Genomic DNA, 21521 nt, shown 5'->3' on the forward strand with positions numbered 1-21521 from the left:
ATGGGACGACGGAAACGATAACTGGTCAGGGGGAGACATCCATGGAGATGCTGCAGCACGAGCCTGCGCGCAGGCGAGGTGGGCTGCCGGAGGTCGATGCTGGCTCCGTCGAGCGCTTCCTGGCTGAGGCACACGGCGCTGGTGCCGTTGCCGTGCTGCTCTCGGCCGGCGATCCCGCGCGGTTTCCGGAAGCGCTCGACGTGGCCATCGTGTTGCCGGAGCTGATCACCGCGTTTCAAGGACGGCTGCGCGGCGCGGTGATCGCGCGAAACGCTGAGGCCGAGCTCGGCGCGCGCTTCGGCGTGCGCGTGCAGCCGTCGCTGATCCTGTGCCGCGGTAGCGACGTGCTCGGCGTCATCGCCAAGATCCAGGACTGGTCCGTCTATGTCGACCGCATCTCGCGCCTGATCGATCGCCCGGTCGGCGCGGTCGCGACGGTGGTCGCCAGTATCGTTCCCGCGCATCAGCCAGGAGTTGACCGATGAAGCCCGGATTCTGGATTGCGCCCGAAGGCGCCGAGCAGCCGGTCAACGTGTTTCCGATCGGCGAGGAGGCGCTCGATGTTCAGTACAAGGGGCTGACCGCCTCCGGCGCCCTGGCCAAGCTCGCGACGCTGGATTCGGAGGAGTTGGCGCGGAGCTGTCCGCGCGCCGTCGAGTTGCTGTCGACGATCGCGTCGGCCATCGGATCGCAGGCCGCCGACGCGCCAACGCAGCTGTTCCGTCTCGAAGGCCTCAACGATCTCGAGCGCCGGCTGATCGACGACGTGCTCGGCGAGGGCGAGGTCGCCGGCGTGGTGGCACTGCCCGACGGCTCGCTTGCGCAGATCCAGGAATCGGTGCTCGCGGGCATCTGGCGCGTCCGGCTCGAGCGCGACGAGAGCCACGACTATATCGAGATCGGCGCGGTGCCGGAAATCGTCGCGCGCGCGGCGATCGATCTGACGGCCGGCGACGTCGTGATCGGGCCGGCACCGGAGGGCACGATGAACGCGCTGCCGGTGCTCGCCGAGATTCGCGAGCGCGCGCTCGCCTGGCGGCCGGGCCAGCGCTCGCAGACTATCAACTTCACGCTGCTGCCGATGAGCCCGGTCGACATGAGCTTCCTGCAGCAAACGCTCGGCAATGGTCCCATTCAACTGATGTCGCGCGGCTACGGCACCTGCCGCGTGCTCGCGACCGGCGTGCGGCATGTCTGGTCGGTGCAGTTCTTCAACGCCATGGACACGATCATCCTCGATACGCTCGAGGTCGGCGGCGTGCCCGTGGTGGCGCTCGCCGCGCCCGAGGATTTCGAGGATTCGGCCGAACGTCTGAAGCAGATCATCGAGGCGTATTTCACATGAGCGCCGGCTTCGAGAATTTTGGTGTGCGCAGCGATCTCGCCGACGAGGTGACGCTGGAGTGCGGCATCTGCTGGACGCGCTACAACCCGGCCGAAGGCGACGGCGTCGCGCAGATCGCACCGGGCACGCCGTTCTCGGCCCTCCCTGAGGATTGGCATTGCCCGAATTGCGACGCGCCGAAGGCCAAGTTCATGGTGGTGGAGTCATGAGTGCGGTCGCGGCCGGGCAGGAGATCTACGAACTCGCGCCGGCCGCATGGGGCGAGCGCCTTGCCGGCGCCTATCGCGAGATCGGTGAGCGGGCCGTGCGCGACTTGCCGATCTACCACGATGTGCTCGACGTGGAGGCGGTCGGCTTCACCAGCGTCCAGGGACGGACGATCGGGATCATCATCACGCCCTGGTTCATGAACGTGGTTACTCCGGGGGAACAAGGCAGCGTCGGATCAACCATCGAGATCGCGCTGCCCGCCGGCGCATTTGAGTTCACCGTCGGTGACGTCGCCGATGTCGGGCGCATCGCCAGTTGTTCGCTGTTCTCGCCGATGTCCGAGTTCGAGGACATGACCGCCGCGCGAATCGCGGCCGAGGCCGCGCTGGCGGCCATGCTGACCGCGTCCGAAGACGAAGGCCATGCCGCGCGGGCGTCGCGCGCCATCGATCGCCGCGCGTTGCTGCGTGGAGCCTTGTCGGAGCGCCGCGCATGACGCTCGCCTTCCGCAACCGGATCGACGTGACGCTGTCGGTGGCCGACCGGCGGATCACGCGCGTCGAGATCCAGCCGCGCACGCGTCCGCCGGTCGGGCGTCTCGGCGCGGGTAGGCCCGCCGAAGTGCTACTCGCAGCCTTGCCCCGATTGTTTTCGCTGTGCGCCACGGCGCATCAGGTCGCGCTGCTCACGGCCATCGAGGCCGCGCGCGGTCAGCCGGCGGCACCATTGACGCGGCATCGCCGGATCAAGGCCGTGCTGACCGAGCGCGTTGCCGAGCTGTTGCGCGGCCTGCTGCTCGGACCTCTCTCCGGCGATCGCGAAACGCCGCCGCTGGCGCAGGCCGTTGCGGCACTGCAGAACGGCTTTCGAGCCGAGGCATCCGGAAGCTCCCGCGCAGAAACCTTGTCACAGATCAAGATGGCCCTGGAGAAACTGGGGATAGGCTCCGCCTCGGGGATCTTTGCGCCGGGAACTCCACTCGCAAGGCTGATGGCGGCGCTTCGCAAGGCCGCCGAAGATGGAGGATGGAGGCACATGCCGTCAGCGCATGGCGTGCTGTCTGCTGCTGACGATCGCGCCGTCGTCACCCGGCTGATGGAGGAGGGGCCCGCATTCGCGGATGCGCCCGAGCTCGACGGCCGTGTCCCCGAGACCGGCGTCTGGGCCCGTCAGGTGCGCAACGAGCCAGACGCGGCGGGTTCAGCCGAGCGGCTGTCGGCCCGGATCGCAGAGTTGACCGCGCTGCTCCGCTGGATCGAGGACGGTGAGACCGAGGATGCCACTGAGGAGGACCTGGTCGCGGGTTATGCACTGGGGCCTGGCCGTGGTGCGGCTGCGGTGGAATGTGCGCGTGGCCGGCTGCACCACGTCGTCGAGCTGGATGCGCAGGGCAACATCGCACGCTTCGACTATCTCGCCCCGACGGAATGGAATTTTCATCCGCGCGGGCCGGTCGTGACCTGTCTGACGGGCGCCATGCTGCGCGGCGCCGAGGATCGTGATTCCGTCCACGGCATGATCGCATCGTTCGATCCCTGCGTCGGCTTCGGCCTGACGGTGCGGGAGATGGCCGATGCATGAGATGGCGCTGTGCGAAGGCATCGTCGAGATCGTCGAGGCGGAGGCGCGCAAGGGCGCGTTCTCCAAGGTGAAGACGGTGTGGCTCGAGATCGGCGCGCTCAGCCATGTCGCGCCGGAGGCGCTGCGGTTCTGCTTCGAGGCCGTCACGGCGCATACGATCGCGCGCGGCGCTGCGCTTGAGATCATCGAACAGAAGGGCGCGGCTTGGTGCCTCGGCTGCTCGCGCAGCGTCGAGATCAGCCAGCGTTACGAGCCCTGCCCCGAATGCGGCAGCCATCAGCTGCAGGTGACGGGCGGCGAGGACATGCGGGTCAAGGAGCTGGAGGTCGAGTGATGTGTACGGTGTGCGGCTGCGGTGACGGCAAGTCCTCGATCGAAGCGGGTGATCATCATCACTATCACGGCGATCACGATCATCATCATGCGCATGGACATGATCACAGCCATGATCATGCCGGCCATCATCACCATCACGGCCATCACCACCACGACCACGACCACCATCATCACCATGATGATCATGCGCATGACCATCATCACGCGCACAGCGCGGCAAATCATATCGACTGTGCGGCCAATCCGGCGGGCCAGGAGATCGCCGGCCTGTCGAGTGGACGCATCATCCAGATCGAGCGCGATATTCTCGGCAAGAACAATCGCCTCGCCGCCGAGAACCGCGCGCGGTTCGCAGCGCACGACGTGCTCGCGTTCAACTTCGTCTCCAGCCCCGGCGCGGGCAAGACCTCGCTGCTGGTGCGCGCCGTCTCGGAGCTGAAGCAGAGCCGCCCGGTCGCCGTGATCGAGGGCGATCAGCAGACTTCGAACGATGCCGAGCGCATCCGCGCGACCGGCGTGCCGGCGATCCAGATCAACACCGGCAAGGGCTGCCATCTCGATGCGGCCATGGTCGGCGAGGCCTATGGCCGGCTGCCGCCGCTGCGCGGCGGGCTGCTGTTCATCGAGAATGTCGGCAATCTCGTCTGCCCGGCGGCGTTCGATCTCGGCGAGGCCTGCAAGATCGTGGTGTTCTCGACCACCGAGGGCGAGGACAAGCCGCTCAAATATCCGGACATGTTCGCAGCCTCGGCGCTGATGCTCATCAACAAGATCGATCTGGCCGCGGTGCTCGACTTCGATCTGGCGCAGACCATCGAATATGCCCGCCGCGTCAATCCCAAAATCGAAGTGCTGACGATCTCGGCCAAGACGGGCGAAGGCTTCTCCGCCTTCTATGCCTGGATCAGGAAGCAGGCTGACCGCATGCGCGCGGGCGCGCTGGGCGCGGTGCAGAGATGACCTCAGCGGGCCCGACATTGGCGGCGGATCGCACGCGCCTCAGGCTCCGCGTTCGCGGCGCCGTGCAGGGCGTCGGCTTCCGTCCCTATGTCCATGGCCTCGCCACGCGCCATCGCCTCGGCGGCTTCGTCGCCAACGACGCGGAAGGCGTCGTCATCGAGGTCGAGGGCGAGAACGTCGTGTCGTTCGTCGAGGCGCTGCCGCAGCAGGCGCCGCCTCTGGCCCGCATCGACGACATCGCCGTCGAGGCGATCGCAACTGAAGCCAGCGCGGACTTCCGCATCGACGAGAGCGTCGGCGGCCGGGTGACCACCCGCATCGTGCCGGATGCCGCGACCTGTCCGGCGTGCCTCGCAGAGCTGTTCGATCCCGATAGCCGCTTCCACCGCTATCCCTTCGTCAACTGCACCCATTGCGGTCCGCGTTTCACCATCGCCGAGCGGTTGCCCTACGACCGCGCGACGACGGCAATGAAGCGCTTTTCGATGTGCGGGGCTTGCCGCGCGGACTATGAGGATCCGCGCGGCCGCCGGTTTCACGCCGAGGCGATCTCCTGCCCGGATTGCGGGCCTCGCCTCAGCCAAAATGTCGACGACATCGCTTCCACGCTCGCCGACGGCAAGATCGTCGCCATCAAGGGGCTGGGCGGTTACCAGTTGCTCTGCGATGCGCGCGACGAGCGCGCGGTTCAGCGGCTGCGCGCGCGCAAGCAGCGCGATGGCAAGCCGTTCGCGGTGATGTTGGCCTCGGCCGAGGCCGCTGGCCAGATTGCCGTGATCAATGCGGCGGAATGCGCGTTGCTGGAACAGGTCGCGCGACCGATCGTGGTGCTGACGTCACGCCACACCGTTGCGCCCTCGGTTGCGCCGGGCCTTGCCAGGATCGGCGTGATGCTGCCGGTTGCGCCGCTGCATCATCTGATCTTCGACGCGCTGCGTGCGCATGGAGATGAGGCCAATTGGGCGCTGGTCTGCACCAGCGCCAATCCGAGCGGCGAGCCGTTGCTGACCGACAATCATGACGCTCTTGCCGGACTGGCTGATATCGCCGATCTGATCGTCACCCATGACCGCGACATCGTGATCCGCGCCGATGATTCCGTCGTGGCCATGATGGCAGGTGCCCCACGATTCATCCGGCGCGCGCGCGGCTATGTGCCGGAGCCGATCCGGCTGCCGCACGCTTTGCCGCCGCTTCTGGCGGTCGGTGCTCATCTCAAGTCGACGGTGACGGTGATCCGCGGCGACGAAGCGTTCGTCTCGCAGCATCTCGGCGATCTCGACACTGTCGCATCAATCCGCTTCTTCGAGGAGACCATCGAACATCTCACGTCCATCCTCGACGTCGCGCCGGTGGCGATCGCGCATGACCTGCATCCGGACATGGCGTCGACGCGGTTTGCGCAGGCGCAAGGCTTGCCCACCTTCGCCGTACAGCATCATCACGCCCACGCGGCGTCGGTGATCGCTGAGCACGGCGTACGAGAGCCCGCGCTGGCGGTGGTGCTCGACGGCTACGGCTATGGCAGCGACGGCGGAGCCTGGGGTGGCGAACTGCTGCTGTGCGAAGGCCTCCGCTTTCAACGTCTCGGCCATCTCGCGCCGCTGAAGATGCCGGGCGGCGACCGCGCGGCGCGCGAACCGTGGCGCATGGCGGCGGCGGTGCTGCATGACCTCGGACATGACGCCGAGATCGCCGCGCGCTTCATGGATCAGCCCCAGGCGCGCCATCTGCCGATGCTGCTCGATCGCACCGATGCGGCCGTGACCACCAGCGCCGGCCGATTGTTCGATGCCGCGGCGGGATTGCTCGGCATCAATGCGGTTCAGAGCTACGAGGGCGAAGCCGCGATGCGGCTGGAGGCTCTGGTGCGCGCACCGATGGTGCTCGAGCGCGGCTGGTCCATGGTCGACCGCGTGCTGTCGCTGCGTCCGTTGCTCGCGCATCTCGTCGCGAACGACCTCGACCAGGCCGAAGCCGCCGGCCTGTTTCACGGCACCCTGGCAGCGGCCTGCGTCGATTGGATCGCGGACGCCGCACGCGCGACCGGCGTCGACACCGTCGTGCTGAGCGGCGGCTGCTTCCTCAATACGCATCTGGCGGAGCTGATCGTCAGCGGCTGCCGCGCTGCCGGCATTGCGGCGCTTCTCCCCCGCCGTCTGCCGCCCAATGACGGCGGCCTGAGCCTGGGGCAGGCCTGGATCGCCGGGCTGCGACTGATCGACAACGACAACACAGCTGGAGGGATCGTCTGATGTGCCTGGCCATTCCCGCCGAGGTGATCAAGCTGCTGCCCGACGACATGGCGATCGTCTCGATTGACGGCGTCAGCAAGGAGGTCTCCGTCGCGCTGATCGAGCAGGTCGCGGTCGGCGACTACGTCATCCTTCATGTCGGCCACGCGCTGGCCAAGATCGATCCGGAGGAGGCGCGCGAGACGCTGGACCTGCTCCGGCAGATGGGCGCAGCAACGGCGGAGGTTGCATCATGAAATATGCCGACGAGTTTCGCGACAGGGAGCTGGCCCTGGGCCTCGCGCGCGCCATCCGCGCCAAGGCGGATCCTGCGCGTGCCTATCGTTTCATGGAGTTCTGCGGCGGCCATACGCATGCGATCGCGCGCTATGGCCTGGAGGACATGCTGCCGGACAATGTCCGCATGATCCATGGCCCCGGCTGTCCGGTCTGCGTGCTGCCGGCGGGGCGCATCGACATGGCGATCGCGCTGGCCGAACGGCCGGAGGTCATCCTCTGCGTCTATGGCGACCTGATGCGCGTGCCGGGCTCGCGCGGCGCCTCGCTGCTCAAGGCCAAGGCGCGCGGCGCCGACATCCGCATGGTCTATTCGACGCTCGATGCCATCGCGCTCGCGGAGCAGAACCCAAGCCGGGAGGTCGTGTTTTTCGCCATCGGCTTCGAGACCACGACGCCGCCGACGGCGGTGATGATCCGAGCCGCCGAGAAGAAGCGGCTTTCGAATTTCAGCGTGTTCTGCAACCACGTGCTGACGCCCCCCGCCATGCGCGCGATCCTCGACAGCGCCACGCCGATCGAGATCGACGGCTTCGTCGGCCCGGCCCACGTCTCGACCGTGATTGGCACCGAGCCCTATGCGCCGTTCGCGCGTGACGATGGCAAGCCCGTCGTGATCGCCGGCTTCGAGCCTCTCGACATGATGCAGGCGATCCTGATGCTGATCGAGCAGGTCAATGACGATCGCCACGAGGTCGAGAACCAGTATCGCCGCGCCGTCACCGGCAGCGGCAACCAGCGCGCCATCCGCGAAGTGGCCGAGATCTTCGAACTGCGCGATCAGTTCGAGTGGCGCGGCCTCGGCAGCATTCCTTCGAGCGCGTTGAAGCTGCGGCCGGCGTTTGCGCATCTCGACGCCGAGCTGCGCTTCGCGATGCCCGAGCGGGTCGTCGCCGACAATCCGGCCTGCGAATGTCCGGCGATCCTGCGCGGGCTGAAGAAGCCGGTCGACTGCAAGCTGTTCGGCACGGCGTGCACGCCGGAGACGCCGATCGGCTCGTGCATGGTGTCGTCGGAAGGCGCCTGCGCGGCGCATTGGACCTATGGCCGCTTTCGCGACCATCAGCGGAGGCTCGCCTCATGAGCATGCATCAGCGCCGGCTGGACATGAAGAACGGCTGCGTCGATCTCTCGCATGGCGCCGGCGGCCGCGCGATGGCGCAGCTGATCTCGGGCCTGTTCCACGAGGCGTTCGGCAATGAATGGCTGGCGCGCGGCAACGACCAGTCGGCGTTCGACGTCGCGGCCGGCCGCATGGTGATGACGACGGACGGCTATGTCGTCTCGCCCTTGTTCTTTCCCGGTGGCAATATCGGCTCCCTCGCTGTGCACGGCACCGTCAACGACATCGCCATGGCCGGCGCGAAGCCGCTGTATCTCTCGGCGAGCTTCATCATCGAGGAGGGCTTTCGCTTCGATGATCTCAAGCGGATCGCCGATGCGATGGGCGAGGCGGCGCGTGAGGCCGGCATCGCGATCATCACCGGCGATACGAAAGTGGTCGAGCGCGGCAAGGCCGATGGCGTGTTCATCTCGACCGCAGGCGTCGGCGTGCTGCCGGAGGGGCTCGATCTTTCCGCCGACAAGGCGACGCCCGGCGATCGTGTGCTGCTGTCCGGCAGCCTCGGCGATCACGGCGTCGCGATCATGTCGAAGCGGCAGAATTTGACCTTCGATACCGAGATCGTCTCCGACTCGGCCTCGCTGCACGGGCTCGTTGCCGACATGGTGGCCGCCGGCGGTCGTGGCGTCAGATTGATGCGCGATCCCACGCGCGGTGGGCTCGCCGCCACGATGAACGAGATCGCGCAGCAGTCCAATCTCGGCTTCCGCCTGCAGGAAGAGGCCATTCCCGTGAAGCCGGCGGTGGCCGCGGCCTGCGAGCTGCTTGGTCTCGATCCGCTGCACGTCGCCAATGAAGGCAAGCTGATCGCCGTGGTGTCGCCTGACGTGGCCGGCGCCGTGCTCGCGGCGATGAAGGCGCATCCGCTGGGATACGATGCCGCCGACATCGGCGAGGCCGTCGCCGACGATCATCGCTTCGTCCAGATGGCGACGAGCTTTGGTGGCGGCCGCATCGTCGACTGGCTGTCGGGCGAGCAGCTGCCGCGGATCTGCTGAGACATGGGAATCCAGGGAACCATATTGGTCGTCGACGACGAGGTCCGGTCGCAGGAGGCGCTGCGCCGTGTCCTCAACCAGGATTTCGAGGTCTTGTGCGCCGGCAACACGGCCGATGCGGAGAAGCTGCTCGAAGGCGAGATCGTGCACGCGGTGATCTGCGACCAGCGCATGCCGCAGGAATCCGGCGTCAGCTTCCTGAAGCGTGTGCGTGAGATGTGGCCCGATCCGGTCAGGATGATCATCTCGGGCTATTCGGATTCCGAGGACATCATCGCGGGACTCAACGAAGCCGGCATCTATCAATACATTACCAAGCCCTGGCAGCCGGACCGCCTGATCGACATCGTGCGCGAGGCCGTGCAGCTCTATCGTCTGCAGAAGGAGACGGAGACCGCAGGTGTCGACGTCAAGGCGACGCCGGCGCACATCAAGCAGGTCGTCTCGGTCAAGCGCGGCGCGGCCAAGAAGCTGTATGATTTCGATCGCATCGTGCACTCGGCGGCGAGCCCGATGCGCAATGTGATCGATCTCGGCCGCCGCGCCGCCGACTACGACATCTCGGTGCTGATCACGGGTGAGTCTGGCACCGGCAAGGAGCTGCTGGCGCGTGCGATCCATTACGGCTCGGCCCGCGCCAACAAGGCGTTCGTCGTCGAGAACTGCGGCGCGCTGCCGGATGAACTCTTGGAGAGCGAGCTGTTCGGCTGCAAGAAGGGCGCCTTCACCGGCGCCTATCAGGACCGCATCGGCCTGTTCGAGGTCGCCGATGGCGGCACCATCTTCCTCGACGAGATCGGCGAGACCTCGCCGGCGTTCCAGGTCAAGCTCTTGCGCGTGCTGCAGGAGAGCGAGATCCGGCCGCTCGGCGCGCAGCGTGTCCGCAAGGTCGATGTCCGCGTCGTCGCTGCGACCAATCGTGACCTTGAAGCCGAGGTGGAGGCCGGCCGTTTCCGCCGCGACCTCTATTACCGGCTTGCCGCGTTTCCGGTGCACATGCCGTCGCTGCGCGAGCGGCCGATGGACATTCCGCTGATCGCCGAGGGCGTGTTGTCGGCGGTGAAGACCTCGTTCAACCGGCCGCATCTGCGCTTCGCGCCGGCGGCGCTCGACGAGTTCTCGAAGTACCATTGGCCGGGAAATGTGCGCGAGCTGCAGAACGAGATCCAGCGCATGGCTGTGCTCGCCGATGCCGACGAGCTGCGCTGTCCGCCTTTCGCAGGCCGCCGTAGCGCGCGCCGGGCGGCGCCCGCCGCCGCCAACGGCAAGCTGAACGGCAGCGGCAGTCTGAAGGACCGGGTCGAGGATCTCGAAAAGACGATCATTGTCAGCTGTCTCGAAAAATACGAGGGTAACATCAGCCGCGTCGCCAGCGAACTCGGCCTGTCCCGCGTGGGCTTGCGCAACAAATTGTCGAGATACGACCTGAAGAAAAATGGCAAAGGCCACGCACTCTCCTGAGTCCGGCGCTGACACGCTGCTGAAGCTGATCGCGAGCAGCAGCTCGCTGGAATTCGACAGCGAGCGCGAGGGCGTGTGGATCGAGGTCATCCGCAAGATGGACGAGGTCTATTCCGACCTCCTGCGCTACGAGGTCGACCTCGAGCACAAGAACGCCGAGCTCGAGGAGGCGCAGGCCTTCGTCACCAACGTCATCGAATCGGTCTCGGACATCCTCGTCGTCTGCGACGCCCGGGGAACGGTGCAGCAGGCCAACTCGGCGTTCCAGCGGACATCCGGCCGTACTCTGCCGGAGATCGCGGGACGCAATATCGCCGAGATGATCGATCTCGACCACCACGGCAGGCTGGCGGCACTGCTGAAGCCGCGCAGCAATGCCGAGGTCGTCGATGGCGAGCTGCGCTTCGCCGCCGACGGATCGAGTTCCGATCTGTTCGCGATCAATAGCTCGCCGCGGCACGACCACCGCGGACGCTTCATCGGCGTGGTGCTGACGGGACGTCCGATCGGTGAGCTGCGCCGCGCCTATGAGGCATTGCACAAGGCGCATCAGGAGCTGCAGCGCGCGCAGCGGCAACTGGTCGAGCAGGAGAAGATGGCGAGCCTCGGCCGCCTCGTGGCCGGCGTCGCGCACGAGCTGAACAACCCGATCAGCTTCGTCTATGGCAACGTTCACACCTTGATGCGCTATCGAACGGCGCTGGTCGCCTATCTCGACGCGGTCCATGAGCAGCCGGTCTGCGACGAGGTCGCGGCGTTGCGCAAGGACCTGCGCATCGACGCCATCCTGGAGGATTTCGGGCCGCTGATCGAGGGCACCATGGAAGGCGCGGTGCGGATCAGCGAGATCGTCAAGAATTTGCGCCGGCTGTCGTTCTCCAAGCTCGGCGAGGTCGAGCGCGTCAACATCGAGCGGCTGATCAACACGGCCGTGCTGTGGGCCGGCCGCACCAAGCAGCATCGCGTCGACATCCAGATCGAGGTCGCGCCGGATCTGTGGATCTCCGGCAATGAGGGCCAGCTGCATCAGGTGATCGTCAACCTGGTGGAGAACGCCATCGACGCGATGCGATCGATCGAACTGCCGCGCCTCGTCGTTGCGGCCGCGCGGCAAGGGAACGAGATCGTGTTCCGGATCACTGACAATGGCCCGGGGATCGACAGGGATCATCTCACCCACATCTTCGAGCCGTTCTTCACCACCAAGCGCGTCGGCGAGGGCACCGGGCTCGGGCTGTGGATCAGCTATGGCATCGTGCGGGAGCACGGTGGCGAGCTGGTGGTGGGCAACGAGCCCGAGGGCGGCGCGACATTCTCGTTCGCTCTGCCTGCCGCGTGATGGCCGGCTCGTGCCCGGTCAGTCGTCCTGATCGAGCTCGGCCGCGACCTGCCCATAGTTGAGAATAGCCACCAGCGTCGTGCCGCCGACGATGTTGCCGAGCAGGGTCGGGACGAAGAACGCGCCGGCATAGTCGGCAAGCGAGACCTCGCCCTTGAAGACCAGGAATGCGCATTCGACGGAGCCGGCGACGATGTGCGCGAACTGCCCGAGCGCCACCAAATAGGTCATCACCACCACGATATGGGCGCGGGCGCCGCGCACCGCCGGCAGCAGCCAGGCCATCAGCGCGATCAGCCAGCCTGCGAACACGGCGCGCGCGAACGTCGTCGAGAACGGACCCTCGACCGTGTGCCGGCTGATCTCGGTAAAGGCATCGACGATCCGCGGCTCGAACACGTGCGTATACGCCAGCGCGGCGGCCGCGGCCCATGTCCCCGCCACATTGGCTGTTAGCACCAGGCTCCACAGGCGCGCGACCTGCCCGAGCGTCTTGAGGTCGCGATGATGCAGCAACGGCAGGATCGGCGTCAGCGTGTTCTCGGTGAACAGTTGCTGCCGGCCGAGCACCACGACCAGGAAGCCGGCGGTATAGCCGAGCGGAGCAAACAACCGTCGCACCGCCTCGTCGGAGACGAAGGCATGGAATTCACCCTGCACGATGAGCGACAAACTGATCGACAGGCCCGCGGCGAGTCCCGACAGCAGGATGGCCCACCAGCGCCGTTCGAGCTCGCTCTCGCCCTCGGCGCGGATCGTCTCGTGAATCAGTGCGGCGTTGGGCCGGCTCTGCGCTTTGATCTGCTGCCGCTGCTCATCCGAGACGCCCTCGATGTCGTCGGCGGGGCTGAAGGTCGGCGCGGTGGCCTTGCTGCTCACGTTGGTCGTTCCGTCGGCTGGCGTGGGCACGTGCCGACGCTGTGCGGAGAGCTGTAATCTCCGTGCGGCCAGAACGTCCGACGCGTTGGCTAGGTTCCAGGACGGGGGCGCGACAACGTTGAGCGTCAGCGTGCGGACATCATCAGGACGTCGTGGCGACCGGCACGCGGTCGCGCTGCCTGGACAGCCGGGCCAGCAGCACCGTGGCGGTGCGCGTGATGTGCTGCCGTGCCAGATCCTCGGCCTTCTGCGCATCGCCCGCGATCACGGCGTTGAGGATATCCTCGTGCTGATCCCAGATCCGCCGCGGCGTCTCGTCACGCATCAGGACTTCGCCCATCAGCCGGCGCAGATGCAGCCAATGCGGCTGCGTGGTGTCCTGAATGACGGAGTTGCCGGAGATCTCATAGAGGAACTCATGAAACTTGACGTCCGCCTCGATCAGTTGTTCGACCGAATGCTCGCGCTCGGCGCGACGGCCTTCCGCGATCAGCTTCGGTCCTTCCTCGGCGGCGCGGTCGGCGCCGCGGGTCGCTGCGAGTCTGCACGCGAGGCCCTCCGCGACGGCGCGGATTTCATAGACATTGCGGATGAAGTCGGTGTCGATCGGCATGACCTCTAGGCCGCGTCCCGGCGCCTCGCGAACAAAGCCCTGGTTGCGCAACAGCAGCAGCGCCTGCTGCACCGGCTGGCGCGACACGCCGAGGTCGCGCGCCAGATCGTCCTGGATCAGCCGCGCCGATTCCGGCAACTCCCCGCCGACGATGTCGGACAGGATGCGCTGGTAGACGCGCTCCGTCAGGTTCGGCTGGGTCTTCAGCGGCGCCACGCGGCCTCCTGCATCCGATCGGCAAGGTCCCTTCCGCGACCGCTCATAGCGACGTCTTTCGTCCCGAGAGGGTGCGGCGCTGCTTCGTCCTGTCGCCCTGCTGGGCTTCCAGATGGTGAATGAAAACACCCGCCGCCTGCGAAATGTGGTCGCGGCTCAGCCGTTCGGCCTCGGCGCTGCGGCCCGCGATGATGGCGGCGAGAATGTCCTCGTGCTCGTCCCAGACCGTCTGGGACATCCTCTCCTCCTTCTGAAGCACGTCGGACATCACGCGCTTGAGGCAGGGCCAATGCGGCGTCATCGTCTCGTCGATCAGGGCGTTGCCCGAGAGTTCGCCGAGAAAGCGGTGGAAGGCGATGTCACTCTCGATCTTGCGGCTCACGAGGCCGCTTTTGACGGCCTCATGGCCGGCGGCGATGTAGGCGGGACCTTCGCGGGCCGCGCGATCGCTGGCGCGTTCGGCCGCGAGCCGCGCCGCCAGGCCTTCGAGCACGGCGCGCATCTCATAGAGATCGCGCACGAAGCTCGGGTCGAGCGGCGCCACGATCAAGCCGCGTCCGGGCGCGCTCTGCACCAGCCCGCAGCCACGCAACAGGATCAGCGCCTGCTGTACCGGCTGCCGCGACACGCCATAGGCCTGCGCGAGATCGTCCTGAATCAGCCGTGAGCCGGACGCCAGCACGCCGCTGACGATTTCGTCAGTGATCGCTTCGACGACCTGATCGACCAGGGATGGAGCGGGGGGCACGATTCTCATGGGCATCACATTTTCGGGAACACTAACACGCGGAGCGCGAAAATCCATTTGCGAGGAATTCGTATTCAGAGTACGAATTCAGAAGCAAGGAGCCAAGCGAAAACGGCTTCAACATCTCGGGGAGGGCGTCCGTGTCGGATCAACCGGCTCGTTCGAGGCGTGATGACGGCTGCGCGGCGTCCTTGGAGGGCAGCGCGCGCTCCGGTGTGCGGGCGCTCGTCTCGCGAGCGGCAGCGTCTGCCGTTCTGTTTGTCGCGTTGGCATCTCAGGCGGCGCTGGCTGGCGAAGGTCTCACCTTGTCCGATGCCTGGGTGCCTGCGGCCCCCGAAATCGGTCGCGACATCCCGCTGTCGCTTACAATCAAGAACGAGACGTCGGCGCCGGAAGCCTTGATGCGCGTGCGCTGTCCGATCGCGAATTTCTCCGAGCGCCACACCGTCGACCGCGGCGAGGGCGCCCCGTCGATGCGCTCCATTCCCAACATTCCGATTGCCGCCGGCAGCACGCTGGTGCTGTTGCCGACCGCCTATCACGTGATGCTGCTGCAGACGCGCGAGCCGCTCGAGCCCGGAAAGCGCTTCACCTGCACCATCGTGTTCCAGAAGGCTGGATCCATCGAAACGGAGGTCGAGGTTCGCAAGTCCCCCTGATGCCTGTCTGTCGCCTGCTGCCCTTCGCTACACGGCGGAGCGGTGTTCGATCCAACTCATAATCAAAAAGTGGGAGAAGGAAACGATGAGGAATCACGTCAGGTCTACGTTGCGGGCAGTGCTGCTCGCCGGCGCAGCCTTTGCCTGTTTCAATCTGGCAGCACCGGCGCAGGCCGCCGACGAGATGACGCCGGAGCGGCTGCTCAACGCCGACAAGGAAGCCGGCAACTGGCTGCATCATCACAAGAACTACTCGGGCACGCGCTTCTCGACGTTGAAGGAGATCAACAAGGACAACGTCAAGAATTTGAAGGTCGCCTGGACGATGCATCTCGGCGGCGTCGAGGGCGGCGGCATCTGGAGCCATGGCGGTCTCGAAGGCACGCCGATCGTCGAGAACGGCATGATGTATGTGACCGACGGTTGGGGCTCGGTCTACAAGATCGATGCGCGCGGTGGCAAAGGCCAGATGGTCTGGAAGATGGATCCGAAGACGGATCATGACTGGGCCGGCGCCATCGCCTGCTGCGGCGTCGACAATCGCGGTGTTGCGCTGTGGGGCGATCTTGTCGTCTCGCACACGCTCGACGGCCGGCTGATTGCAACGAACAAGGAAACCGGCCAGGTCGCCTGGCAGCGCCAGGTCGCCGATCCCGACAAGGGCGAGGTCATCACCGGCGCGCCGCTGATCGTGAAGAACATGGCCATCTCCGGCGTCGCCGGCGCCGAATATGGCATCCGCGGCTGGATCGCCGCCACCGATCTCACGACGCAGAAGGAAGTGTGGCGCACGCACACCATTCCGGCCAAGGGCGAGCCCGGCAGCGAGACCTGGAAGGACAGCAACGACGCGGCCGCGGCCGGCGGCGGCTCGACCTGGGTGACCGGCACCTACGACCCGGCGACCGACACGATCATCTGGGGCGTCGGCAACCCCGGACCGGACTGGGACAATGCCTATCGTCCCGGTGACAACCTCTACACTGACAGCTCGCTGGCGCTCGATGCCAACACCGGCAAGATCAAGTGGCACTACCAGCACACGCCGAACGATCCGTACGACTATGACAGTGTCGCCGAGAACGTTCTGGTCGACGTGCCCGCGCCGAACGGCCAGACGTTGAAGCTCGCGCTCGAGGCCGACCGCAACGGCTTCGCCTATGCGATCGATCGGACCAACGGCAAGTTCATCTGGGGACTGCCCTTCGTCAAGAAGGTGACCTGGACCAAGGGCCTCGATCCCGAGACCGGCAAGCCGATCGAGTACGATCCGAAGAATCCGGTGCAGCGTTACAACGCTGCGGTGACACCGCATCGTGAGAACAAGGTCGCGGACATCTGCCCGGGCAACATGGGCGGCAAGAACTGGCCGCCGACGTCCTACAATCCGGATCTCAAGCTCTGGTACATCCCGGTGATCGAGAGCTGCAACCGGATCACGGTCGAGGAAGCCACCAAGGACAAGCTCAAGCCGCGCGAGTTCTGGACCGGCGGCGGGCCGAGCCAGCCGTTCCGGATCACGGGCAGTGTGACCGCGATCGACGTCACCACCGGCAAGATCGCCGGCAAGATGGAGACGCCGTTCCCGAATCTCGGCGGCATGCTGTCGACGCCTGATCTCGTCTTCACCGGCCAGCCTTCGGGCGAGGTGATGGCGCTCGACGCCAAGACCCTGCAGAAGCTGTGGGAGTTCAACACCGGCGGCGGCGTCAACGCGCCTCCCGTGACCTTCTCGGTGGACGGCAAGCAATATGTCGCGATCCTCGTCGGTCTCGGCGGCGCCTGGGACAAGTGGTTCATTGAATCCACGCCCGAGCTGAAGAAGATCCAGCCCGGCTCGATGCTCTACGTCTTCGCGCTGTAAGTCGATCAAGGAGCGGAGGCACTGCCTCCGCTCCTCCCGTTTTCGCGTTTGAAAAGAAGATCAGATGAAATTCAGTGCGATCACGTCCGCCATGGCGTTGGCTTTCGTTCTCGTCTCCGGTTCGCTCGCCTCGGCTCAGTCTGCTGCCCCCACCGATCCGACCGAGGCCGGCAAGGCGGTGTTCAAGCGCGCCAACTGCGTCGGCTGCCACAAATGGCACGGCAATGGCGGCGGCGGCTACGGCGGCGACGCGCTGTCGTTGCGCAAGACAGAGCTCGATCGTCAGCACATCATCGAGACCGTGACTTGCGGCCGTCCGGGCACCGGAATGCCGTATTTTGCGCGCGGCTCCTATGACACGACCAAATGCTACGAGATGAACCGCCAGGACGTCGGCGAGCGCATGCCTCCGGAAGGTGGCACCTTCCTGCGCCCCAACGACATCGAGGCCGTCGCGGACTACGTGCTCGCGCACATCAAGGGGCGAGGCGAACCCACCTATGACGAGTGCACCGCCTTCTTCGGCAACACGTCGCGCGTCTGCGACATCTACAAGGCCAACGCAACCCAGCCCGCAAGCGAGCCATCCAAATGAAGCGCTCAACCTGCACAGCGATTTTTGCGACCTTCCTGCTGAGCGTCGTCATGCACGCGGCCTCGGCGCAGGCCGTGCCGAGCTATGACCTGCGGGACATTACGGTCGGCATGTCGATCGGCAACCTGCCGAACGAAGGCTATGTCAACCTGAGCTGCGCTGGGCAGCCTGATCGCCTGCTCGCTGCTTGGTCGAGCTGGCGCGATTGTCCGGCCGATGAACAGGGACGGCGCGCGGTGCGCTTCGAATTCGATCCGGAGACGAGTCAGGACGGCACCAAGGTGGCCGGCCATCCGGTGCTGCTCACGGCCGTCATCGACGGTAACGCCACGGTGTTCGGGCTCACCATCCAGACCGATCCGAAGGCGCGCCTCTACATCCGCAAGAAGGCGTTCCTGCTCGGCAACCAGGTGAAGTCGCGCTACGGCGCCGAGGGCTGGGATTGCAAGGAGCAGCAGCCGAGCGCAGGCGAGCAGCCGGTCGGCGGCGTCTTTCTGCGCGAGGTCTGCAAGAAAGCCATCCCCGGCCGGATGCTGACGGTCGAGCGTGAGCTGTTCCGCAAGCCCGACCAGGACATCAAGAACTTCGTCGACCAGACCATGGTCCAGATCACGAAGCTGACGAACTAAGCATTGGGTTCCGCGCCTCGCCCCAGCGCGGTGAGGTTCGCGTCATGCCTGCGATCGCCGGGTGCGGAGAGTTGCCGGAGATGCAGGGCGCCGTCTGTCGTGCGGCGATGATCATCCTCTCCGGGAGAACGAGCATGAGCTGGGCTGCCCCCAAGATCGTCGAAGTGCCGGTTGGAATGGAAATCAACATGTATGCCTGCGCCAGCCGGCAGTCCGCTCAGCGCAAGAGCTGAGCCACGACCGTTCAAGGTCTGCGGTGGCAGCGATCGCAGCCGTTGTTGTCGCTGCCACCGATTGAGCTGCAATTCACCCTCGGACACCGCGCGGGCGATGGGGCGCCGCGCGGCCGAGACGTGCCGGAACGCCGATGGGCGTTCGCTTCAGAGCAAATCCGTCCCGTAAGGAGGTTCTTGGCAATGGCGAAACTCAGTATCAACGGCAGAGACGTCTCTGTCGACGCGGCGAACGACACGCCGCTGTTGTGGGTCATCCGCGAGGAATTGCAGATGACCGGAACCAAGTTCGGCTGCGGCGCCGGGCTGTGCGGCGCCTGCACCGTGCATGTCGAGGGCGAGGCGGTGCGCTCGTGCCAGACCATGGTCGGCGACGTCGCCAACAAGAAGATCACAACGATCGAGGGCCTGTCGGAGAAGGGCGATCATCCGCTGCAGAAGGCGTGGATCGCCGAGCAGGTGCCGCAATGCGGCTACTGCCAGTCCGGCCAGATCATGCAGGCGGCCTCGCTGCTCGCGAAGACCACGAGCCCGAGCAAGGAGGAGATCACGGCGCATATGGACGGCAATCTCTGCCGCTGCATGACGTATTCGCGGATCCAGAAGGCGATCTCGCGCGCGGCAGCTGAAATGCGCACGGCGTCCAACACCACCTCGAACAAGCGGAGCCCCACATGACTACGCATGTGAAGAACGCCGCGGGCGAGCGCATCGCCGGCCACACGACCGATCTCAGCCGCCGTTCCTTCCTGGTCGGCACCGCCGCGACCGGCCTCGTGCTCGGTTATGCGGGGCTTGCAGACAGCGCTCTTGCTGCCACGACGCCCTCGGCCTTCGAGCCGACCGTGTGGTACTCGATCGCGCCCGACGGTCTCGTCACCGTGACGTGCGGCAAGGCCGACATGGGCCAGCACATTGCGTCGACGATGGCGCAGATCATCTGCGAGGAACTCGGCGCGGCCTGGAAGGACATGCGCGTCCAGCTTGCCTCCAACGATCCGAAGTTCAACGATCCCGTGCTCGGCGCCCAGATCACCGGCGGCAGCTGGAGCACGATGATGAACTTCGACGCGATGAGCCGGGCCGGCGCCGCCGGACGCATCGCGCTGACGGAAGCCGCGGCGACCGCGATGGGCGTGCCGGCCAAGGAGCTCGTCGCGCGCGACGGCGTCGTGATGCATCCGAAGTCGAAGAAGCAGATGAGCTATGCCGAGATCGTCAAGAGCGGCAAGATCACCAAGAGCTTCACACCCGACGAGTTGAAGGCGATCACCTTGAAGACGCCCGATCAGTACACGATGATCGGCGTGTCGGTGCCGCAGCTCGATATCCCGTCGAAGACCAATGGCACGGCGAAGTATGGCATCGATACGATGCTGCCGGGCATGGTCTACGGCAAGGTGGTGACGCCGCCGGTGCGCTTCGGCGCGACCGTGAAGACGGTGGATGACAGCGAGGCCAAGAAGGTCCCGGGCTTCATCAAGGCGGTCGTGCTGGACGACAAGACCGGCTCGACGTCAGGCTGGGTCGTGGCGGTGGCCAGCACCTATGCCAATGCCAGGAAGGCCGCGGATGCGCTGAAGATCACCTATGACAAGGGCCCGTACGCGAATGTCAGCACCGAAAGCATCCTCGTTGAAGCCAAGAAGTTGCAGGCGCAGGACGATTCCGGGCAGTTCTTCGTCAAGGACGGCGATGCCAATGCGGCGCTGTCGGGCGCGGCCAGGGTGCTGGAGGCGGAGTACACCACCAGCATCAACATCCACGCGCCGCTGGAGCCGATGAACGCCACCGCCGAGTTCAAGGGCGACATCCTGCACATCTACTCCGGCAATCAGTTCGCGACCCGCTCCGGCGCGATCGCGGCTGGCGCGGCCGGGATCGATCCCAAGTATGTCGTGATGCATCAGGCCTGGCTCGGCGGCGGCTTCGGCCGCAGGCTCGATGCCGACATGATGGTGCCGGCGGTGCAGGCGGCGAAGGCTGTCGGCAAGCCGGTCAAGGTGATCTATTCCCGCGAGAACGACATGACGATGGACTACTCGCGGCCGCTCACCTACCAGAAAGTGAAGGCTGGTCTGGACAATGACGGCAAGCTCATTGCTCTCAGCCACGACGTCGTCTCGGCCTGGCCCACCGCGCGCTGGGGCATCCCGGACTTCCTGACACCCTCGGTCGACAAGAAGGGCCCGCTCGACTCGTTCACGGTCAACGGCGCCGACTTCTTCTACACCGTCCCCAACCACCATGTGCGCGCGATCAAGAACGAGCTCGCGCACAATGCGACGCCGTCCGGGCAGCTCCGCTCGGTGGCGCCGGGTTGGACGTTCTGGGCGGTCGAGAGCATGATCGACGAGATCGCCGTGGCCTCAGGGCAAGATCCGGCGCAGTTCCGCATCGCGCTGCTCGACGGCAAGGGCAAGAACGATGGCGGCGCGCAGCGGCTGCGCAACACGCTGCTCGCGGCGATGGGCCTGTCCGGCTACGGCGCCAAGAAGCTGCCGAAGGGTGAGGGCATGGGCGTGGCCTGCGTGTCGTCGCAGGAGCGCGCGACCGCGAGCTGGACGGCGTGCGTCGCCCATGTCGCGGTGGCCGACGATGGTACGGTTACGGTGAAGAAGCTCACCGTGGCGACCGATGTCGGCACGCAGGTGCATCCCGACAACATCCGCGCCCAGGTCGAAGGCGCGGCACTGTGGGGCCTGTCGCTGGCGATGTACGAGAAGGCGACCTTGAAGGATGGCGGTATCGAGCAGACCAACTTCGACAGCTACACGCCGCTGCGGATGAGCCAGGTGCCGGAGGTCGCGATATCAGTGATCGCCAATGGCGAGAAGGCGACCGGCGTCGGCGAGCCCGCGGTGACGGTGGTTGCCCCGGCCCTCGGCAACGCCATCTACAACGCCTGCGGCGCGCGGCTTCGGTCGCTGCCGATCACCGCCGAGGCGGTAAAGGCGGCGATGAAGGCGTAGCAACAAGCAGGGTGGGGCGGCCTGCGCCGCTCCACCCAATCATTTGTGAGTTTTCGTTTCGACGCCTGCGGCCCGTAGCTCAGGCCTGTTTTTCACGATGAGTCCGTCATTTCTGATTTCGGCTCTATGATCCTATAGCCCCGGCACATCGTTGGCCCGCAGATGGCAACGCTGCCAAATTCCAAACTCAGTGTCGTCCCGGACAAGCGCGCTCCGGCAACGCGCAGCG

Annotated in this window: 23 protein-coding genes; 20 read left to right on the forward strand and 3 right to left on the reverse strand. The window is 65.9% G+C overall.

The window, feature by feature from the left end:
- Positions 1-41: 41 nt before the first annotated feature.
- Genes ACQR1Y_RS26400 through ACQR1Y_RS26460 form a run of 13 tightly spaced genes read left to right on the forward strand, consistent with a single transcriptional unit; the run spans position 42 to position 11884 of the window.
- A complete protein-coding gene (locus tag ACQR1Y_RS26400; RefSeq protein ID WP_434877138.1) occupies positions 42-485 on the forward strand; it encodes a hydrogenase accessory protein in 444 nt (147 codons plus the stop codon).
- Entirely contained in the window at positions 482-1345 is an 864-nt protein-coding gene (locus ACQR1Y_RS26405; protein WP_434877137.1) for a hydrogenase expression/formation C-terminal domain-containing protein, read from the forward strand. The genes ACQR1Y_RS26400 and ACQR1Y_RS26405 overlap by 4 nt, the downstream gene beginning before the upstream one ends.
- Positions 1342-1554: a rubredoxin gene (locus tag ACQR1Y_RS26410; protein ID WP_434877136.1), complete on the forward strand. Its 213-nt coding sequence runs from the start codon at positions 1342-1344 to the stop codon at positions 1552-1554. Before ACQR1Y_RS26405 ends, ACQR1Y_RS26410 begins: the two co-directional genes overlap by 4 nt.
- Entirely contained in the window at positions 1551-2051 is a 501-nt protein-coding gene (gene hybE / locus ACQR1Y_RS26415) for a [NiFe]-hydrogenase assembly chaperone HybE (RefSeq protein WP_434877135.1), read from the forward strand. Before ACQR1Y_RS26410 ends, hybE begins: the two co-directional genes overlap by 4 nt.
- Entirely contained in the window at positions 2048-3136 is a 1089-nt protein-coding gene (locus ACQR1Y_RS26420) for a nickel-dependent hydrogenase large subunit (protein ID WP_434877134.1), read from the forward strand. Before hybE ends, ACQR1Y_RS26420 begins: the two co-directional genes overlap by 4 nt.
- A complete protein-coding gene (gene hypA, locus ACQR1Y_RS26425; protein WP_434877133.1) occupies positions 3129-3470 on the forward strand; it encodes a hydrogenase maturation nickel metallochaperone HypA in 342 nt (113 codons plus the stop codon). Before ACQR1Y_RS26420 ends, hypA begins: the two co-directional genes overlap by 8 nt.
- On the forward strand, positions 3470-4432 hold the full coding sequence (gene hypB / locus ACQR1Y_RS26430) for a hydrogenase nickel incorporation protein HypB (protein ID WP_434877132.1): 963 nt from the start codon (positions 3470-3472) through the stop codon (positions 4430-4432). The genes hypA and hypB overlap by 1 nt, the downstream gene beginning before the upstream one ends.
- Positions 4429-6687, forward strand: coding sequence for a carbamoyltransferase HypF (gene hypF, locus ACQR1Y_RS26435; protein ID WP_434877131.1), 2259 nt, complete (start codon positions 4429-4431; stop codon positions 6685-6687). Before hypB ends, hypF begins: the two co-directional genes overlap by 4 nt.
- Entirely contained in the window at positions 6687-6923 is a 237-nt protein-coding gene (locus ACQR1Y_RS26440; protein ID WP_434855970.1) for a HypC/HybG/HupF family hydrogenase formation chaperone, read from the forward strand. Before hypF ends, ACQR1Y_RS26440 begins: the two co-directional genes overlap by 1 nt.
- Complete coding sequence (gene hypD, locus ACQR1Y_RS26445; protein ID WP_434877130.1) at positions 6920-8047, forward strand: hydrogenase formation protein HypD; 1128 nt, start codon at positions 6920-6922, stop codon at positions 8045-8047. The genes ACQR1Y_RS26440 and hypD overlap by 4 nt, the downstream gene beginning before the upstream one ends.
- Complete coding sequence (gene hypE / locus ACQR1Y_RS26450) at positions 8044-9084, forward strand: hydrogenase expression/formation protein HypE (RefSeq protein WP_434877129.1); 1041 nt, start codon at positions 8044-8046, stop codon at positions 9082-9084. The genes hypD and hypE overlap by 4 nt, the downstream gene beginning before the upstream one ends.
- Before the next feature lie 3 nt (positions 9085-9087).
- Entirely contained in the window at positions 9088-10545 is a 1458-nt protein-coding gene (locus ACQR1Y_RS26455; protein WP_434855967.1) for a sigma-54-dependent transcriptional regulator, read from the forward strand.
- Entirely contained in the window at positions 10520-11884 is a 1365-nt protein-coding gene (locus tag ACQR1Y_RS26460; RefSeq protein ID WP_434877128.1) for a sensor histidine kinase, read from the forward strand. Before ACQR1Y_RS26455 ends, ACQR1Y_RS26460 begins: the two co-directional genes overlap by 26 nt.
- Positions 11885-11902: 18 nt before the next feature.
- Here the strand turns inward: ACQR1Y_RS26460 and ACQR1Y_RS26465 are convergent, their stop codons facing one another.
- From ACQR1Y_RS26465 to ACQR1Y_RS26475, 3 genes are all read right to left on the reverse strand, one after another.
- A complete protein-coding gene (locus tag ACQR1Y_RS26465) occupies positions 11903-12763 on the reverse strand; it encodes a formate/nitrite transporter family protein (RefSeq protein ID WP_434877127.1) in 861 nt (286 codons plus the stop codon).
- Between the two features lie 142 nt (positions 12764-12905).
- Entirely contained in the window at positions 12906-13592 is a 687-nt protein-coding gene (locus ACQR1Y_RS26470; protein ID WP_434877126.1) for a GntR family transcriptional regulator, read from the reverse strand.
- Positions 13593-13635: 43 nt separating this feature from the next.
- On the reverse strand, positions 13636-14349 hold the full coding sequence (locus ACQR1Y_RS26475; RefSeq protein WP_434855963.1) for a GntR family transcriptional regulator: 714 nt from the start codon (positions 14347-14349) through the stop codon (positions 13636-13638).
- Between the two features lie 131 nt (positions 14350-14480).
- Here ACQR1Y_RS26475 and ACQR1Y_RS26480 point away from each other — a divergent pair, with 131 nt between their 5' ends.
- The 7 genes from ACQR1Y_RS26480 to ACQR1Y_RS26510 all read left to right on the forward strand — a co-directional run bounded on the left by ACQR1Y_RS26480 (position 14481) and on the right by ACQR1Y_RS26510 (position 21292).
- The gene (locus ACQR1Y_RS26480; RefSeq protein ID WP_434877125.1) at positions 14481-14999 is read left to right on the forward strand and encodes a copper chaperone PCu(A)C; all 519 of its coding nucleotides are present in this window, start codon (positions 14481-14483) and stop codon (positions 14997-14999) included.
- An 85-nt stretch (positions 15000-15084) separates the two neighbouring features.
- Positions 15085-16863, forward strand: a complete 1779-nt coding sequence (locus ACQR1Y_RS26485; RefSeq protein WP_434855962.1) for a methanol/ethanol family PQQ-dependent dehydrogenase — start codon at positions 15085-15087, stop codon at positions 16861-16863.
- Between the two features lie 97 nt (positions 16864-16960).
- Positions 16961-17458, forward strand: a complete 498-nt coding sequence (locus tag ACQR1Y_RS26490; RefSeq protein ID WP_434856536.1) for a c-type cytochrome — start codon at positions 16961-16963, stop codon at positions 17456-17458.
- Positions 17455-18087, forward strand: a complete 633-nt coding sequence (locus tag ACQR1Y_RS26495) for a hypothetical protein (protein ID WP_434877124.1) — start codon at positions 17455-17457, stop codon at positions 18085-18087. Before ACQR1Y_RS26490 ends, ACQR1Y_RS26495 begins: the two co-directional genes overlap by 4 nt.
- 134 nt (positions 18088-18221) lie before the next feature.
- Entirely contained in the window at positions 18222-18320 is a 99-nt protein-coding gene (gene pqqA / locus ACQR1Y_RS26500) for a pyrroloquinoline quinone precursor peptide PqqA (RefSeq protein WP_434877168.1), read from the forward strand.
- 183 nt (positions 18321-18503) lie between these two features.
- The gene (locus tag ACQR1Y_RS26505; protein ID WP_434877123.1) at positions 18504-18998 is read left to right on the forward strand and encodes a (2Fe-2S)-binding protein; all 495 of its coding nucleotides are present in this window, start codon (positions 18504-18506) and stop codon (positions 18996-18998) included.
- Positions 18995-21292 (forward strand): molybdopterin cofactor-binding domain-containing protein, encoded by a 2298-nt coding sequence (locus tag ACQR1Y_RS26510; RefSeq protein WP_434877122.1) that lies wholly within the window; start codon positions 18995-18997, stop codon positions 21290-21292. Before ACQR1Y_RS26505 ends, ACQR1Y_RS26510 begins: the two co-directional genes overlap by 4 nt.
- Positions 21293-21521: the final 229 nt, after the last annotated feature.

It is taken from the genome of Bradyrhizobium sp. HKCCYLRH3099, assembly GCF_051167855.1.
Classification (GTDB): domain Bacteria; phylum Pseudomonadota; class Alphaproteobacteria; order Rhizobiales; family Xanthobacteraceae; genus Bradyrhizobium.

Excerpts from the sequence above, each read along its gene's own strand:
- ACQR1Y_RS26400 (WP_434877138.1), top strand. The coding sequence starts at position 42 with ATGGAGATGCTGCAGCACGAGCCTGCGCGCAGGCGAGGTGGGCTGCCG.
- ACQR1Y_RS26405 (WP_434877137.1), top strand. The coding sequence starts at position 482 with ATGAAGCCCGGATTCTGGATTGCGCCCGAAGGCGCCGAGCAGCCGGTC.
- ACQR1Y_RS26410 (WP_434877136.1), top strand. The coding sequence starts at position 1,342 with ATGAGCGCCGGCTTCGAGAATTTTGGTGTGCGCAGCGATCTCGCCGAC.
- hybE (WP_434877135.1), top strand. The coding sequence starts at position 1,551 with ATGAGTGCGGTCGCGGCCGGGCAGGAGATCTACGAACTCGCGCCGGCC.
- ACQR1Y_RS26420 (WP_434877134.1), top strand. The coding sequence starts at position 2,048 with ATGACGCTCGCCTTCCGCAACCGGATCGACGTGACGCTGTCGGTGGCC.
- hypA (WP_434877133.1), top strand. The coding sequence starts at position 3,129 with ATGCATGAGATGGCGCTGTGCGAAGGCATCGTCGAGATCGTCGAGGCG.
- hypB (WP_434877132.1), top strand. The coding sequence starts at position 3,470 with ATGTGTACGGTGTGCGGCTGCGGTGACGGCAAGTCCTCGATCGAAGCG.
- hypF (WP_434877131.1), top strand. The coding sequence starts at position 4,429 with ATGACCTCAGCGGGCCCGACATTGGCGGCGGATCGCACGCGCCTCAGG.
- ACQR1Y_RS26440 (WP_434855970.1), top strand. The coding sequence starts at position 6,687 with ATGTGCCTGGCCATTCCCGCCGAGGTGATCAAGCTGCTGCCCGACGAC.
- hypD (WP_434877130.1), top strand. The coding sequence starts at position 6,920 with ATGAAATATGCCGACGAGTTTCGCGACAGGGAGCTGGCCCTGGGCCTC.
- hypE (WP_434877129.1), top strand. The coding sequence starts at position 8,044 with ATGAGCATGCATCAGCGCCGGCTGGACATGAAGAACGGCTGCGTCGAT.
- ACQR1Y_RS26455 (WP_434855967.1), top strand. The coding sequence starts at position 9,088 with ATGGGAATCCAGGGAACCATATTGGTCGTCGACGACGAGGTCCGGTCG.
- ACQR1Y_RS26460 (WP_434877128.1), top strand. The coding sequence starts at position 10,520 with ATGGCAAAGGCCACGCACTCTCCTGAGTCCGGCGCTGACACGCTGCTG.
- ACQR1Y_RS26475 (WP_434855963.1), bottom strand. The coding sequence starts at position 14,349 with ATGAGAATCGTGCCCCCCGCTCCATCCCTGGTCGATCAGGTCGTCGAA.
- ACQR1Y_RS26485 (WP_434855962.1), top strand. The coding sequence starts at position 15,085 with ATGAGGAATCACGTCAGGTCTACGTTGCGGGCAGTGCTGCTCGCCGGC.
- ACQR1Y_RS26495 (WP_434877124.1), top strand. The coding sequence starts at position 17,455 with ATGAAGCGCTCAACCTGCACAGCGATTTTTGCGACCTTCCTGCTGAGC.
- pqqA (WP_434877168.1), top strand. The coding sequence starts at position 18,222 with ATGAGCTGGGCTGCCCCCAAGATCGTCGAAGTGCCGGTTGGAATGGAA.
- ACQR1Y_RS26505 (WP_434877123.1), top strand. The coding sequence starts at position 18,504 with ATGGCGAAACTCAGTATCAACGGCAGAGACGTCTCTGTCGACGCGGCG.
- ACQR1Y_RS26510 (WP_434877122.1), top strand. The coding sequence starts at position 18,995 with ATGACTACGCATGTGAAGAACGCCGCGGGCGAGCGCATCGCCGGCCAC.